The organism is Micromonospora sp. NPDC049374, assembly GCF_040677165.1.
Classification (GTDB): Bacteria; Actinomycetota; Actinomycetes; order Mycobacteriales; family Micromonosporaceae; genus Micromonospora.
Genome location: NZ_JBFAQH010000002.1, coordinates 206,144 through 220,724 on the forward strand (window position 1 = coordinate 206,144; position 14,581 = coordinate 220,724).

General features: G+C 72.8%; 12 protein-coding genes, 1 tRNA gene and 1 pseudogene. 7 read left to right on the forward strand and 7 right to left on the reverse strand.

Features of this window, described 5'->3' with window-relative positions; genetic code table 11:
* Positions 1–45: 45 nt before the first annotated feature.
* A complete protein-coding gene (gene ugpC / locus AB0J93_RS04335; RefSeq protein ID WP_363918044.1) occupies positions 46–1,137 on the reverse strand; it encodes a sn-glycerol-3-phosphate ABC transporter ATP-binding protein UgpC in 1,092 nt (363 codons plus the stop codon).
* A 321-nt stretch (positions 1,138–1,458) separates the two neighbouring features.
* Here ugpC and AB0J93_RS04340 point away from each other — a divergent pair.
* The 3 genes and pseudogenes from AB0J93_RS04340 (at position 1,459) to AB0J93_RS04350 (ending at position 4,245) form a co-directional block, all read left to right on the forward strand.
* A tRNA-Thr gene (locus AB0J93_RS04340) sits at positions 1,459–1,535 on the forward strand.
* 125 nt (positions 1,536–1,660) lie between these two features.
* Positions 1,661–2,455 (forward strand): annotated as a pseudogene (locus tag AB0J93_RS04345) (hypothetical protein); the annotation flags it as partial.
* 206 nt (positions 2,456–2,661) lie between these two features.
* On the forward strand, positions 2,662–4,245 hold the full coding sequence (locus tag AB0J93_RS04350) for a hypothetical protein (RefSeq protein WP_363918046.1): 1,584 nt from the start codon (positions 2,662–2,664) through the stop codon (positions 4,243–4,245).
* 114 nt (positions 4,246–4,359) lie between these two features.
* Here the strand turns inward: AB0J93_RS04350 and AB0J93_RS04355 are convergent, their stop codons facing one another.
* Both AB0J93_RS04355 and AB0J93_RS04360 read right to left on the reverse strand, forming a co-directional pair.
* Positions 4,360–5,475 carry a glycosyltransferase gene (locus AB0J93_RS04355; RefSeq protein ID WP_363918048.1) on the reverse strand — a complete coding sequence of 372 codons (1,116 nt, stop codon included), beginning with the start codon at positions 5,473–5,475 and terminating at the stop codon, positions 4,360–4,362.
* Positions 5,462–6,571 carry a glycosyltransferase family 2 protein gene (locus tag AB0J93_RS04360; RefSeq protein WP_363918050.1) on the reverse strand — a complete coding sequence of 370 codons (1,110 nt, stop codon included), beginning with the start codon at positions 6,569–6,571 and terminating at the stop codon, positions 5,462–5,464. Before AB0J93_RS04360 ends, AB0J93_RS04355 begins: the two co-directional genes overlap by 14 nt.
* A gap of 217 nt (positions 6,572–6,788) precedes the next feature.
* Between AB0J93_RS04360 and AB0J93_RS04365 the strand changes: the two genes are divergently transcribed.
* Positions 6,789–7,556 (forward strand): enoyl-CoA hydratase/isomerase family protein, encoded by a 768-nt coding sequence (locus tag AB0J93_RS04365; RefSeq protein ID WP_363918552.1) that lies wholly within the window; start codon positions 6,789–6,791, stop codon positions 7,554–7,556.
* A gap of 212 nt (positions 7,557–7,768) precedes the next feature.
* On the opposite strand, the gene AB0J93_RS04370 is transcribed toward AB0J93_RS04365, so the two are convergent.
* Positions 7,769–9,295, reverse strand: coding sequence for an FAD-dependent oxidoreductase (locus tag AB0J93_RS04370; RefSeq protein ID WP_363918052.1), 1,527 nt, complete (start codon positions 9,293–9,295; stop codon positions 7,769–7,771).
* A 32-nt stretch (positions 9,296–9,327) separates the two neighbouring features.
* Positions 9,328–9,810 carry an MSMEG_6728 family protein gene (locus tag AB0J93_RS04375; protein ID WP_363918054.1) on the reverse strand — a complete coding sequence of 161 codons (483 nt, stop codon included), beginning with the start codon at positions 9,808–9,810 and terminating at the stop codon, positions 9,328–9,330.
* A 92-nt stretch (positions 9,811–9,902) separates the two neighbouring features.
* Here AB0J93_RS04375 and AB0J93_RS04380 point away from each other — a divergent pair, with 92 nt between their 5' ends.
* The 3 genes from AB0J93_RS04380 to AB0J93_RS04390 are packed head-to-tail and all read left to right on the forward strand — an operon-like array spanning position 9,903 to position 12,550.
* Positions 9,903–11,693: an NAD-binding protein gene (locus tag AB0J93_RS04380; protein ID WP_363918056.1), complete on the forward strand. Its 1,791-nt coding sequence runs from the start codon at positions 9,903–9,905 to the stop codon at positions 11,691–11,693.
* A gap of 33 nt (positions 11,694–11,726) precedes the next feature.
* Positions 11,727–12,200 carry a hypothetical protein gene (locus tag AB0J93_RS04385; protein WP_363918058.1) on the forward strand — a complete coding sequence of 158 codons (474 nt, stop codon included), beginning with the start codon at positions 11,727–11,729 and terminating at the stop codon, positions 12,198–12,200.
* Positions 12,197–12,550, forward strand: a complete 354-nt coding sequence (locus AB0J93_RS04390; RefSeq protein ID WP_363918060.1) for a hypothetical protein — start codon at positions 12,197–12,199, stop codon at positions 12,548–12,550. Before AB0J93_RS04385 ends, AB0J93_RS04390 begins: the two co-directional genes overlap by 4 nt.
* A 5-nt stretch (positions 12,551–12,555) precedes the next feature.
* On the opposite strand, the gene AB0J93_RS04395 is transcribed toward AB0J93_RS04390, so the two are convergent.
* Together AB0J93_RS04395 and AB0J93_RS04400 are read right to left on the reverse strand one after the other, a co-directional pair.
* Complete coding sequence (locus AB0J93_RS04395; protein WP_363918062.1) at positions 12,556–13,788, reverse strand: APC family permease; 1,233 nt, start codon at positions 13,786–13,788, stop codon at positions 12,556–12,558.
* Between the two features lie 9 nt (positions 13,789–13,797).
* Positions 13,798–14,559, reverse strand: coding sequence for a phosphatase PAP2 family protein (locus AB0J93_RS04400; protein WP_363918064.1), 762 nt, complete (start codon positions 14,557–14,559; stop codon positions 13,798–13,800).
* Positions 14,560–14,581: the final 22 nt, after the last annotated feature.

Here is a 14,581-nt window from a genome sequence, read left to right on the forward strand (position 1 = left end):
AAGGGGCGGCCCGCCATCGGCGGACCGCCCCTTTCGGCTGCTATCTCAGATGCGCTGCCCGGTGGCGGCGTGGAAGACGTGGCTCTGGCCGGTACGCGGCTTCACGAAGATCGTGTCGCCCATGTTCGGCATGGTCCGACGGTCGGTGCGGACCACGAACCGCTCGGAGGCACCGTCGAGCGCGGCGTGGCCGTAGACGTTGGCGTCGGAGCCCAGGTCCTCGACCAGCTCGACCACGACCGGCATGCCACCCTCGGTCGGGCTGACGATGTCGCAGTCCTCCGGGCGGAAGCCCACGGTGACCTTGCCGTTGCCACCCTCGGCGTTGGCCGCCTCGACCTGCTCGCGGGTCAGCGGCACGGACATCTCGGCGAACGACGCGCCCTGCTCGCTGAACGGCACGGTCTTGATGTTCATGGCGGGCGAGCCGATGAAGCCGGCGACGAAGACGTTGGCCGGGGTGTCGTAGAGCGTCCGCGGAGTGTCGACCTGCTGGAGCACGCCGTCGAGCATGACCGCGACCCGGTGGCCCATGGTCATGGCCTCGACCTGGTCGTGGGTGACGTAGACGGTGGTGATGCCGAGCTTGGCCTGCAGCGACGCGATCTGGGTACGGGTCTGCACCCGCAGCTTGGCGTCGAGGTTCGACAGCGGCTCGTCCATCAGGAAGACCTGCGGCTCCCGGACGATGGCCCGGCCCATCGCGACCCGCTGGCGCTGACCGCCGGAGAGCGCCTTGGGCTTACGGCTGAGGTACTCCTCCAGCTGGAGCAGCGCCGCCGCCTCCTTGACCCGCCGGTCGATCTCCGACTTGGAGGTCTTGCGCAGCTTGAGCGCGAACGCCATGTTCTCGTACACCGTCATGTGCGGGTAGAGGGCGTAGTTCTGGAAGACCATCGCGATGTCGCGGGCCTTCGGCGGCAGGTGGGTGACGTCCCGGTCGTCGATGTAGATCGCGCCGTCGTCGACATCCTCCAGGCCGGCGAGCATGCGCAGGCTGGTGGACTTACCACAACCGGAGGGGCCGACGAGGACGAGGAACTCGCCGTCGCCGATCTGGAGGTCGAGCTGGTTGACCGCGGGGCGTTCGGTGCCCGGGTAGATCCGGGACGCCTTCGCGTAGGTGACCGTAGCCATGAGGGGGGACGCTTCCTTTCACCGGCAGGAACGTGCCGGACGATCCGAGTGAAGGAGCGACCGGCACGGATGCCCGTACCGGCGCCACAGCCAGCGCGGGGCGGACCCGTGTCGGCCGTGTCACTGCACGGTAAACGGCTTTCGCCACAATGCCAAGGTCCACGGTCGACCGGTACTTCCGAAGCATTCGCATTCCGGTCACTCGGGCACGGTCGGACACGAATCGACGCCCACGCGTCGGGATGTTGACGTTTCCCATGCTCGGGACCCCTGCCGAGCAGGAAAACCTGACGCCGGTCGCTATGCTGGCCACGACACAATGCCCCTGTAGCTCAGCTGGCCAGAGCACCCGCCTTGTAAGCGGGATGTCGCCGGTTCGATCCCGGCCGGGGGCTCCATCCGTATCACGCATGGCACACCGGGCGGACATCTCGGCGTGGCCGGGTGTTCAGACGGGCCCGTTAGGCTCCGCCTCCACCCGTCACGCCGTGACCCGTCACCACGACCAGGGGCGCCCGCCACCGTGCACCATGCCAACCACTACTACGGGCACTCCCACGTGCTGGCCCGCTACTGCGGGCTCGACGACCGGGATCCACCCCGCATCCACGGCTACCTTCAGCACGGTTGGAACATCGGCGACGGCATGGCGTACGACCACGAGTTCGTGCCGGGCGTACCGCTGTTCCTGTGGTCGGAGCGGACCCGGCGGCGAGCCTGGTCCCTTGGCCGCCGACAGACGTACGTGGTCGGTTCCCCGTGGGCGTACCTGTTGGCGATGGAACCGGACGACCCGCAACGGCGGGAGGGCACCATCTGGTACCCCTTCCACGGCTGGGAGGGGCAGCCGGTCGTCGGTGACCACGACCGGCTGGTCGACGAGATCCGGGCCGTCGAACCGGGGCCGGTGACGGTCTGCCTCTACTGGCAGGAGTACCGGTCGACCCGGGTACGCCAGCACTACGAGCGGGCCGGCTTCCGGGTCGTCTGCCACGGCTACCGGGGTGGCCGGTGGCGTGATCTCGACCCGGGATTCCTCCACCGGCAACTGGCCGAGCTGCGCCGGCACCGCCGGGTCGCCTCGAACCGGCTGTGTAGTGCGGTCTTCTACGGCATCCTGGCCGGCTGTGAACCGGCCGTCTACGGCGATCCGATGCAGCTGGCCGGTGAGGCGCCGATCTGGGGTGGCCAGCCACGGATTCGCCGCCAGTGGGCGGGGCTGCACGGCCCGCAGGTCGACTCGGACAGCGCCCGAGCCCTGGCGGTCGCCGAGTTGGGTGCCGACCGGCTGCTGCCACCGGCCGAGCTGCGCCGGCTGTTCCGCTGGCCCGAGCCCGCCGACCGGCACCAGGCCCCCACGGTCCGGTCCGCCGACGAGCACCGCGGCGACGAGCACCACGGCGGCGTGACCGGCGGCGCGCATCACGGCGGCGTGACCGGCGGCGCGCATCACGGCAGCGTGACCGGCGGCGAGGCGACGCGGCCTGCTCCGGCACCCGAGCGGCACGGCGCGGAGGCTGGTCGATGAGCGAGGTGCACCTGCTCGGTGGCGAGATGCTCGCCTGGTCGGACCTCGACGGCGCGCACGGCCCGGGACCGGTACGCGGGCCGGGGCTGGCGGCGCTGTTGTCCGTCGCGTCCGGCCGCACGCTTGTGGTGGGGCCGCACGATCCCCACCTGCTCGACGCGCTGCCCTTGGCCGACCTGACCGTGCTGGTGCGGGGACTGCCCGACGCCGAGGCACTGGCCGTCCGCTACGCCGACCGCCCCGGGGTACGGGTGTGCTGCGGCGGCCCGGAGAACCTCGCCGGCACACCCCCGTACGACACCGTGGTCGCCCTGGACGGGCTGGACCGCCTCGACTCGGTCGAGGGGACGCAGCTGTCCTGGGGCGAGGCGTTCGACCTGCTGGTGTCGGTGCTGCGGCCCGGCGGCCGGTTGCTGCTCGGGGCCGAGAATCCACTCGGGCTGCACCGGTTGCTGACGTCGCAGCCGTCGAGCGTCGACTCCGACTGGGCGGCACTCGGCGAGTACGACGACACCCGTCCGGCCGGCCCGGCCCGGCTACGGGCCAGGTTGACGGCGGCGGGGCTGCGGATCGGCGGTGCCTGGGCGGCCTTCCCGTCCCCCCTCGCGCCCGCCGCCCTGGTCGGAACGGAACTGCTGGCCGACCCGGACCTGACCGGGTTCCTCCAGGCCGTCCTCGGCGACGGGACGCGCGGCCCGGCGCCCGACGGTGAGGGCCCGGTGCCGGCGGTGCCGGCCGCACCGTTGTTGGCCGACCCGGCTCGGCTGGCCGGATCCGCCGTCCGGAACGGGATCGCCGTCGAGCTCGCGCCGGCCTGGGTGCTGCTCGGCGAGCGCCTGCCGAATCCGCTGACCCGGGCGGATCCGCACGCCGCGGCCGCCCGCCCGGTCGAGGCCGACCAGACCGGGGCAGCGCCGCCTGCGGCATTGCTTGTGCAGCACGGCCGGCTCCGCGAGGTGCGCCAAGCTTCGGTGGGCGGGTGGCGGTTCACCGACGGCGCGGCGGTTCCGTCGGGGCGTACCGTCGAGGATCTGGTGGTGGCCGCGACGCTGCGCCGGGACCTGCCGGCGGTGCGGGCGCTGCTCGCCGCCTGGCAGTCCGGTGCGGAGGCAGGGGTGCCGGCGGACGCGGTCGTCGTCACCCCGGCCGGCACCTGGCACGGGCTGACCGAGGCCACCGAGCCGATGCTCGCGTTGCGACGGCTGGCGTCCCGGCTGATCGACGCCGGGCTCGCCGACCTCTGGCCGGCCGGTGAGCTGGCCGCCATGCTGACCACGATGGCCGGCCGGAAACCGGGGGCGTCGGCCGAGCACGTGGCGGGTGCCGGTGCCGGCGGGTGGCGGGAACTGCTGATGGACCGGGACCGGCTGGCCCGCGAGCTGGCCGAGGCGCGCGCGCTCCAGGGCTGGTACGAACGGACGTTGACCGAGCGTGACGACGAGCTGAAACGGCTGCGCCGGATCGTCTCACTGCTGCACGGCACCCCCACCGCACGGGCCGGCCGGCTCCTGCTGGCCGGTGCCCGCACCGCCCGGCGCACCGCCCGTTCCGCCGTCCGCCGCCTCCGCTCCACCAACTGACGGCTCCGTCCCTCCCCGCGATCATGCAGTTGTGGCAGCGACACAACGCCATGAAAGGGGTGTATCGGCGACCACAACTGCATGATCGCGGACGCAGGGGTCGTCGCGCGGCGGTCAGCGTGGGGGGAGCAGGGAGTCGTAGAGGGATTCGAGGCGGCGGGTCTGCTGGTGCAGGTCGAAGTCGGTCTCGGCGGTGTGACGGGCGGCCTTGCCCAGGTGGTCGCACAGCGGAGCGTCGGTGAGCAGGCGGCGGAGGTTGGCCGCCAGGGCCGACCGGTCGCCTTCCGCGCAGAGCAGACCGTTCGACTCGTGGGTGACCGCCTCGGGGATGCCACTGTGGTACGTCGAGACGACCGGCACGCCGAGACTGAAGGCCTCCAGGATCGTGGTGGGCAGGCCCTCGGTGTCGCCGTCCGACGCGGTACGCGACGGCGCGGCGAGCAGCCGGGCCGCGGCGATGTGCCGCATCACCTCGGGCGGCGGCAGCGCGCCGGGAAACGTGGCGTTCACGCCCAACTGTGCGGCGCGGACGCGTAACCGCTCGTGCAGCGGGCCGGTGCCGAGGAGCAGCACGCGGGGGCGCAGTTCGGACAGCATGCCCAGCGCCTCGACGAGATCCTCGATCCCCTTCTTCTCGACGAACCGACCGACGAACACCACGTCCCACCGCTTCGGCCCGGCCGCCGGCTCCGGCGGCACCGGCACTCCCGTGTGATGTACGCGGACCTTCGCCGGATCCGCTCCCAGCGCCACCGCCCGGTCCCGGATCGCCTCGGAGACGGCCAGGATCAGCGCGGCCCGACCGAACATGATCCGCAGGTTCCGCCGGTGCCGAGCGCCGCGTGGACCGGGTACCGCGGCCTGCCGGGTGACGTCGAGACCGTGCAGGGTGACGACCAGCGGGACGCCCAGCCGCTCGGCGGTGCGGCTGACCAACCAGCCGTCTCCGCCGAAGTGCGCGTGCACCAACCCGGGTCGCAGGCGGGCCAGCAGCCGACGCAGCCGGGGCGAGCCGCCGGTCAGCCGCAACCGCAGCCACTCGCGCCGGCCACGCGGCGTGTCCGGGCACAGCACCACGTCGCTGTCCCGGGACAGCGGTGAGGCCACCCGGACGGCGCCCAGGTAGACCGGACGCCAGGTGGGCAGCGCGTCGGCCTGGTTGCGGATGAACGTCTCCGAGCCCGGTAGCAGGCAACTGCGCCAGATCACGGCGACCCTATCGCCGGACATCGGCCCCGATCCCCGCCGCCCCGGCGCTGCCGGCCGTTCCCGTTGACGTCAAGGAGCCGGCGATCCCCGTCGCGCCGGTCGCCGTGCCAGCTGGCGCTCGCCGGCCGGTCTCAGCACCGGGCTCCGGGCTCAGGGGCTGCCCAGGCGAGGCCGGACCAACGCGCCGGCCACGGCCGAGGATCCGGTCACGCACCCGGTGTCGCAGCTGCGGCGGGAGCAGCCAGATCTGCACGAACGTCAGGTAGTCGACCAGACCCGGCCGCCCGTGCCGCCGGGCGTCGGCGAGCAGCAGCCGGAAGACCCGGAAGCTGCGCGTGGGCGCGGCCATCGAGCTGATGATGCTCATCGTGATGGCCGCGTACGCCCGTGGGGTGATCAGTGGCCGGATCCCGCGCAGCCACTCCAGCTGGGCCTCCCACGGAGAACTGAGGCTGATCCGTGGCCGGTCCTCGTCCTGGTGCCAGAGCACCAGCGGCTCGGCGGCGATGAGCAGCTCGACGTCCGGGTGGCTGATCGCGCGTACGGTCCAGTCCAGTTCCTGCTGCCGGCGCAGACCGACGGTGAACGGCACCCGGCGCAGCAGCTCGGTCGGCGCCATGATGGTCGAGGTCTGGATGAACCCGTCGCCGTGGAACAGCCCGCGCCGCAGGGTGAGGTACTCGCAGATCGGCTCGCCCGGCTCCGGCAGCCGCCGGGGCATCACGAACTGTGCCCGGGGCGTCTTGTTGATCAGTCGGCTGGCGAGGATCGGGCTGCCCACCGTGGCGCTGCGGGCCAGCTCCAACTGGACGGCGAGCTTGGTGGGGAGCCATTCGTCGTCGTCGTCGAGCAGGGCGGTCCAGGGGGCACGCGCCTCGCGTACGCCGGTGTTGCGGGCGTTGGGCGCGCCACCCTTGCCGGGCAACTCGACCGTGCGCAGCCGGGGGTCACCGATCTCGGCCAGGGCCTTGCCGGTCTCCTCGTCCGGACCGTCGACCACGACGATCACCTCGATGTCGGTGACGGTCTGCGCGAGGGCGCTGCGCACCGCGCGGCTCACCAGCTCCGGGCGGGCGAAGGTGGGGATGACCACGCTGACCTTGGGTGTGGATGGCATGACCACCTGCTCACTCGTGCCGGCTACGACATGCGCGCATGGTGACGTTAGGAGGCGCGGGCGGCCCCGAGGTGAATGCCGGGCTGCGACCAGGCGTACAGCGGCGGTCGTCGGGTGGGACTCACCGGATCGGGCCCACCCGGCCGGGGCGGTGGGCGACGTCGCTAAGGTCGCCGCAGGTGACGTACGGCGTGGTGCGGCGGAGGGACGGTGGGCGGTGGCGGACGCGGACCTGGTGGTCGAGGTCGCGGGTGCGGTGGCCACGGTGGTGATCCGCAATCCGGGCCGGCGTAACGCGATGACCCCGGCCATGTGGCGTCGGCTGCCGGCGCTGCTCGACGGTCTGGAGGTCGACCCGGCGGTACGCGTCGTGGTGCTCACCGGTGCCGACGGCACCTTCTGCGCCGGTGCCGATCTGGGCGACCTGGACGAGCTGCTGGCCGCCGGTGACGGCAGCATCGCCGTCGCGGCGGAGGAACGGCTGGCCACCTTCGCCAAGCCGACCGTGGCCGCCGTTCGAGGTGCCTGCGTCGGCGGCGGCTGCCAGTTGGCGGTCGCCTGCGACCTGCGGATAGCCGCGGCCGACGCACGTTTCGGCGTACCGCCGGCCCGGCTGGGGCTGGTCTACCCGGCACCCACCACCCACCGGCTGGCCCGACTGATCGGCCCGGCGGCGGCGAAGCACCTGCTCTTCACCGGCGAGTTGGTGGACGCCGACCGGGCCCTGCGGATCGGCCTGGTCGACGAGGTGCTGCCCGGTGCCGACCTGGCCGCCCGGGTCGACGGGCTCAGCGGTGTGATCGCCGAACGTTCGCAGCTCAGCGTCGCCGCCGCCAAGGAGATCGTCGACGGTCGGGCCGACGAGGGTCGGATGGCCTGGTGGCACGGGCAGGTGCGGGCCAGCGGCGAGGCCCGGGAGGGCGTGGCGGCTTTCCACGAGCGTCGCGCACCACGCTTCGGTTGGACGCAGCCCGCCGCCCGCTGAGCCGTCGACGGGTCAGCCTCGGTCCGGGCCGGCGGCGCTCGGGCCGGGGCCGGCGGGCGCGGCGCCAATGCAACGCCGCCCCCTGTGCCCGCCGGCCGGCCCGGACCTGGCGAACCCGGAACGACGGTTGACCTTGCGCGATCACGGTAGGTGCGGCCGAGGTGAGGCGGCAACGCATTTCGATGGCCGGCGGTTGACGCCGTCCCTGGAGGTCAGCGTCGGGCGAGCAGGCCCCGCGGCCGGATCGAGTGGATCGGCTCGGCGGCACCGCCCTCGGCACGCAGGATGTGGTTCGCCGCGAGGACGCCGGTGGCCGCCGCCCGTTCCATCAGGGCGCTGGGGAAGTCGGTGCCGATGCCGTCGCCGGCCAGGTAGACACCGGCGGCGTCGGTGCGGACACCCGGACGTCCCGCGTGGCTGCCCGGCGTGAAGGCCGGCGCCTTCGCCTCGACCCGGGCACGCAGTTCGCGTACCCGTAGCCGCGTCGTCTCCGGCCAGAGCACGGCCAGTTCGGCACGCATCCGTTCGGCCAGCTCGGTGGCGGGCACGTCCGGCTCGCAGGCGTACGCGTGCAATTCGACCACCGAGCCGCCGGTCCGCTCGGCCCAGTGGCGGGACTCTCGCTCCAGCCGGTGGTACAGCGTCACCGAGTCCAGCGTGGTCTGTCGAGACACCCCACTGAAGATCGCCCGACCAGCGTCGACGTCGCCGTCGCACCAGTAGCGGGCGACCGCGTACGGCGGGCCGGGCCGACCGTACGCGGGCATCGCCGCCGCCAGCGTCGGGGCCTGCTCGGCCAGCGACGGCGAGCCCGCGACCAGGGCGGCGAGTGCGGGCGGGTCGACGGCGAGTACGACGTGTCCGGCCCGGTACGTGCCGCGCGCGCTGTGCACCTGCCAGCCGTCGGGATCACGGTGCAGCCCGGTGACCGGCTCGTCGGTGCGGACCCGGCCGCCGTGACGCTCGACGTGCCCGGCCAGCGGCCCCCAGATCGACGTGGCGTAGTCCTCGTCGGGGCAGTCGAAGGCCAGCCCTTCCGGGTTGCCGAGCAGGTAGAAGTGGAATTGCGCGATCATCTCGGCGGCCGACATCTCCGCCTCGTGATTGAAGAACGAGTGGGAGAAGACCTCGAACAGCATCGCCCGGGCCCGATCGGGCAGGCGCAGTGAGTCGAGCAGGTCGTCGGCGGTGGTGTGGTCGAACTCGGCGTAGGTGCGGACCGGGTCGTACGTCAGCAGTGGCAGGGCCGCGTCGCGGTCCATCCCGCGCAGGTCCCGCAGGCGCAGGCTGGGGCTGCGGGCGAGCAGGGTGAGCAGGTTCGCCGGTGGCGCGGGCGGCAGCCGCCCGAACTCCTCGGTCGGCCACTGGGCGCTGAGCACCGGATAGCCGGGGACGGCTTGCAGGAAACGCAGCGCCGGGTCGATCCGGCGCAGGATGTTCCGCCAGTTGTAGTACTGCCGGAAGAAGGCGTGGAAGCCGTGTTCGTTGACCTGACGGGTACCGTCGGCGAGGGTTTCCGGCCAGGCACCGAGCCGGCCGCCCAGGGTGGGTGCGGCCTCCAGCACGGTCACCTCGACGCCGCGTTCGGCGAGTACCACCGCTGCGGACATGCCGGCGATGCCGCCGCCGACGACCACCGCGGTGACCGGATGCGGCACGCGGGGGGCACCACCTCCGCCGGGGTCGACCCGGTGCCGACGTACGCCGATGAACCGTCCGGCCAACTGCGACAGCGTCATGGGGAACCTCCCCGGTCAGTGTGCCTCTCCGTTCATCGCAGGCAGCGGCGAGGGCGGTCGGAGTTCGGCCAGACGTAGTCCAGGTCGTCGGGGACGTCGTCGCCGAAGATGGGGCGGTAGTGCGCCGGATCCTTGCGGAGCAGCGACGAACGGTGACTCAGATGCACCTCGGTCCGGCCGAGCCACGGTGGCAGCTCCCCGGCGAGGGCGAGTTCCTGCTGGGTGCGGACCTGCTCGACGCCGCAGGCGGCGGCCAGGTCGACGGTCAACGTGGTGGCGCAGGTGTCGGCGCGGCCGGCCGCGCACCAGACCGAGCAGATGTCCAGCCCGTACCGGGTCAGGGCCTCCTCGTACCCGGCCCACATCTTCACCGCCGGGTGGTTGCGCCAGCCGTACGTGGGCCAGGTCAGCCCGCGTAGCACCTGGATCGCCTCCACCCGCTGCTTGCCGAGCCGTCGCTGGTCCAGCGCCCGGGCACTGGCCAGAAAGTCCGGGTACGGCAGGAAGGTCTGCATGCCGCTGCCCCTACCCGTCGCCGGCCAGGACATGCCGCGTCGCGGCAGCCACGATCATGACGGGCTGCGCGGGCTGCGACCGGCTGACTACCATGCGGGGCATGGCGGAGCCGCTGCTCGATCGGGCCCTGCGGGCCAGCCGCCGGTTGCGGGTCAACGGGGAGTCCCGGGCGCACTACGTGATCTGTGGGCAGGATCCACTCGCCTACTGGGTGGTGCGGACGATGCTCGCCGGCGAGACACAGGCCGGCCGGGTACGGATCACCCTGATCGTGCCGGACCGTCGGCGTTCTCCCGGGCCGGACGGCCGTGACCTGCCGGGCATCGAGGTGATCCGGGCCGACCGGCTGGACGAGGTCACCTTCCGCCGGGCGGGGCTGGCCGAGGCCGCGGGGCTGGCCCTGCTGCACCAGGACGACGTGGGCAACATGCATGCCGCGCTCTGCGCACAGGAGGTGGAGCCTCGGCTGCGCCTGGTGGTGCGGATGTTCAACACCGGCCTGGCCAACGGCGTACGGCAGATCTTCCCCGACTCGGCGGTGCTCTCGGACGCCTCGATGGCCGCGCCGGCCTTCGTGGCCGCCGCGCTCGGCGAGGTCGCGCCGACGCACTTCCGGCACGGCGGGCGCACCCTCTACGTGGCCCGCCGCGACGACGTACGTCCGAGCGAGATCGTCTGCGGGGTGGCCGACACTCGCGACGCCCAGCAGGATCTGGTGCTGCCGGCAGACGACCGGGAAGCCGACGTGGTACTCGCCGAGGCGGTCGGCCGGCCGGCCGGCACCGAACTGGCCGCGCGGCGGCTGGTCCGGGCACGGCGGCGGCGTCGGCCGGTGGCGATGGTGCTCCGGGCGATCCGCAGCTTCGCCACCCGGAAGATCGGGATTGCGGTGCTCGTGCTGCTCGCCATGGTGGCCGCCCTGGGCGGGCTGTACGCCAACGCGGCCCACGTCGGCTGGGGCGACGCGCTCTACCTGACGCTTGTCACCACCCTGACCGGGCAGGATCCGGACACCGCCAAGTCGGCCGCCGAGCAGGTCATGCAGGTGGTGCTCAACCTCGCCGGGCTGGCGCTGATCCCGCTGATCACGGCGGTGGTGGTCGACGGGGTGGTGAACGCCCGACTGGCGCTGCACACCGGGCGGATCCTGCCCGAGCGCTCCGGGCATGTCGTGGTGGTCGGGCTCGGCAACATCGGCACCCGGGTGATGGCCCAGCTCAACGACTTCGGCGTCGAGGTGGTGGCGATCGACAAGAGCGCGGACGCGCGCGGTGCCGGGCTGGCCCGGCGGCTCGGCGTACCGCTGGTGGTGGGCGACGCGGCGCAGGAGGAGACGCTGCGGGCCGCCTCGGTGGCGACCTGCCAGGCGTTGGTGGTGGTCTCCACCGACGACGGGGCCAACCTGCGGGCCGCGCTCAACGCCCGGGCTCTCGACGACCAGCTCCGGGTGGTGCTGCGGCTCTTCGACGGCGACTTCGCCGAACGCGTGCAGCGGGCGTTCGGCATCGGCACCTCGCGCAGCGTCTCCTACCTGGCGGCGCCGTCGTTCGCCGCCGCCCTGCTGGACCGGGCGGTGATCGCCACGATCCCGGTGGGCCGGCACGCGTTGCTGGTCACCGAGGTCCCGGTGGCCGCCGGTTCGGACCTCGACGGTCGTACGCTCGCGACCGTCGGGCGGGCCGGCAGCGTACGCCTGCTCGCACACGCCCGGGCCGGGCAGCGCCTGGACTGGTCGCCGGACCCGCGGATGGTGATCGTGGCGGGTGACCGGCTGACCGTGGTGGCCCGCCGGGCCGGCCTGAACGCGTTGCTGCGCGAGGTCGCACCACCGGAGCCGCTACCGCCTTCCGGCACCCCGGTACCGCGCGAAGCGACGGAGTGACGCCCAGCCGACTTCCACGGTAGTGTGGAAGTCGTGTCCGCAGTCTACGAAGAGCTTCCGTTCAGCGAGTTCCTCCACCGTCCCGCCGCCGCCGCCGAGCGGCTTGGTGAGGTGCGGGCGCTACGGCTGCGTCGGCGCGGTGCTGATGATCTGGCCCTGACGTCCGCCGATCAAATGGAACGGGACGCCGTGGTCATCGATTTCACCGCACGATTGCTGGCCGGTCTTGTCCGGTCGGAGTCGACCGAGGTCGTACGCCGGGTCCTCGGCGAGGCGTTGCCGTGGGTCGCCTTCCTTCCGCCGGAGGACGTCACGGAACTGCTGAGGGAACTGGTCACGGTTGCCCAGGGCGCGGCATCGCTGGAGAATCTGTCGCCGGTCGCCGTCCTGTTGACGCAGTGGCGGCACACCGCCGAGATCTACGCGGATCCCGTCCTGCTGGAGCGGGTGACCCGTGAACCGTCGGGTGACCTCGGGCCGGTGCCGGCCCCAGGTTCGGACAGATGAGCCCGAAGCGAGGCGACCGCGCCGCACCTCCTGCCCTGGCGGGTGAGTTCGACCTGCGCTTCGCGGATTCGGCGGCAGCCGACGGTTGGGAACACCTCGCCCGGCAGGCACCGGGAAATCTGCGGCGTGCTTTCGAAACCCTCCGGGTCGCCCCACGTTCGCGTACCTCACCGGAGCGTCAGCACCGCCTCAAGGGGACGCTCGCGTCAGCCGGTTGGAAGGGCCAGGAACTGGAGCGCTGGCAGTACGAGGTGACCGGCGGGGGCCGCATCTGGTACCTCGTTGACGATGAGCGCCGCACGGTCTGGTTGACCTACGTCGGCACCGGTCACCCCCGGGAGACGGAGTGACCTGGTCAGCGACGGGCTGACCGGAGGGCGTACCAGGCGGCGCCGAGGGCGAGCACGCCGAAACCGGCGAGCACGCTGGACAGCGGCAGGTTGACGGCGAGCAGTACGCAGCCGACCAGCCCCGCCACGGCGAGCGCCTGCACCGGCAGCTTGCGCTCCGGCTCCCGCCCCAGGGTCAACGCCGCGGCGTTGGTGATGGCGTAGTAGACCAGCACCGTGCAGGCGGAGAAGCCGATCGCCCCTCGCACGTCGCCGAGCACGACGACCAGGATCACCACGGCGGCCACCGCCAGCTCGGCCCGGTGCGGCACCTGGTGCCGGGGGTGCACGGCGGCCAGCCCGGCGGGCAGGTCCCGGTGGCGGGCCATCGCCAGCGTGGTGCGACCCACCCCGGCCAGTAGGGAGAGCAGCACCCCGGTCACCGCGACGGTCGCGCCGGCCCGGACCACCCACTCCAGGCCGGGCAGCCCGACCGCACCCACTACGTCGGCCAGAGGCGCGGCGGAGGCGGCCAGCCGGTCCGCGCCGAGGACGCCGACGGCGACCACCCCCAGGATCAGGTAGATCACCAGCACCAGACCGAGCGCCAACGGCACCGCCCGGGGAATGGTGCGCTGTGGATCGCGTACCTCCTCACCGAGGGTGGCGATCCGGGCGTACCCGGCGAAGGCGAAGAAGAGCAGTCCGGCAGCGGTGAGCACGCCCCGGACGGTCCCGCCGGGCTGGCCGATCCGGTCGATCGAGACGCTTGTCGTACCGGCCACCGCGACGAGCGCTAGCACGGCGAGCACCAGGACCACCAGGATCCGGGTGGCGGCGGCGGTCTTGCCGATACCGCGCAGGTTCACCGCGGTCACCGCGACCACCGCCAGCACCGCGACGAGCCGGGCCTGCCCCGGCCAGAGGTATGCGCCGATGGTCAGCGCCATCGCCGCGCAACTGGCCGTCTTGCCGATGACGAAACCCCAGCCGGCGAGGAACCCGGCGAACGGGTTCAGTCGCTCCCGACCGTAGACGTACGTGCCGCCGGACTCGGGATAGCGGGCGGCCAGCCGGGCGGAACTGATCGCGTTGCAGAAGGCGATGAACCCGGCCAGGGCCAGGGCGACCAGCAGGCCGGTGCCGCCGGCCGCTGCGGCGGCGGGCGCGAAGACCACGAAGATGCCCGCGCCGAGCATCGACCCGAGGCCGATGACGACGGCGTCCGGTACGCCCAGCCGGCGCGCGAGTCGGTCCACGCCGGCACCCTACCGGTGCCGGGCGAACGGCCCGTTCCACTGCCGAAGGCGACCGGGTAGCGGCAGATCGTCCCAGGGCACCCGGTGCAGCAGCCGGTCCAGCAGCAGTCCCAGCAGCAGGGCGGCCAGCCCGTCGGTGAGCCAGTGGAAGTTGAGGTAGGTGGTGGTGACCAGCAGGATCCCCGGCGGCGCGTAACGCACCAGCCGGTACACGCCGGCCGGTAGCCGACCGAAGGTCAGCGAGACCAGCAGCAGGGCGATCACGCCGTACCAGACGATCGCGTTGGCCACGTGCCCGGACGGGTACGACATCGAGTAGGCACCGGCCGGCAGGTGATTGAAGATCTGCACGGCCTCGTCCGGGGACAGGAACGGCTCCTTGACCGAGGCGGTGGGTGCCGCCCGGTCGGTCCAGAGCTTGAGCGGACCGATTGTCACCATGGTGACCAGGAAGGCGCCCGCGACCAGTAGGAACGGCCGGATCGTGCGGCGGCGCCAGGCCACCGCCACCGCCAGCGCGCCGGAGAGCGGCAGCAGCAGCCCGCCGCCCTGACCGAGCAGGTTGAACACCCGGGCGGTCCAGTACAGCGGGGTCGGGTCGTGGGTGAAGGCCCACTCGCTGACGGCGAGGTCGAGACCGAGCAGGTGACCGCGGGCGAGCGCGGCGGTCAGTGCCACGAACCCCGCCAGCAGGGCGGCGTCGAACCACCAGCCGGCCGGGCGTACCGGCGCCAGGCGGATGCTGCGGCGTACCGATGTCGTCTCCCGCACGCCGATCACGCTACCGGCCCGC

What these genes read in the sequence shown, in the direction of transcription:
- AB0J93_RS04350 (WP_363918046.1), top strand. Translation starts at nt 2,662, where the DNA reads ATGAGCGAGGTGCACCTGCTCGGTGGCGAGATGCTCGCCTGGTCGGAC.
- AB0J93_RS04375 (WP_363918054.1), bottom strand. Translation starts at nt 9,810, where the DNA reads ATGCAGACCTTCCTGCCGTACCCGGACTTTCTGGCCAGTGCCCGGGCG.
- AB0J93_RS04355 (WP_363918048.1), bottom strand. Translation starts at nt 5,475, where the DNA reads ATGTCCGGCGATAGGGTCGCCGTGATCTGGCGCAGTTGCCTGCTACCG.
- AB0J93_RS04360 (WP_363918050.1), bottom strand. Translation starts at nt 6,571, where the DNA reads ATGCCATCCACACCCAAGGTCAGCGTGGTCATCCCCACCTTCGCCCGC.
- AB0J93_RS04390 (WP_363918060.1), top strand. Translation starts at nt 12,197, where the DNA reads ATGAGCCCGAAGCGAGGCGACCGCGCCGCACCTCCTGCCCTGGCGGGT.
- AB0J93_RS04380 (WP_363918056.1), top strand. Translation starts at nt 9,903, where the DNA reads ATGCGGGGCATGGCGGAGCCGCTGCTCGATCGGGCCCTGCGGGCCAGC.
- AB0J93_RS04370 (WP_363918052.1), bottom strand. Translation starts at nt 9,295, where the DNA reads ATGACGCTGTCGCAGTTGGCCGGACGGTTCATCGGCGTACGTCGGCAC.
- ugpC (WP_363918044.1), bottom strand. Translation starts at nt 1,137, where the DNA reads ATGGCTACGGTCACCTACGCGAAGGCGTCCCGGATCTACCCGGGCACC.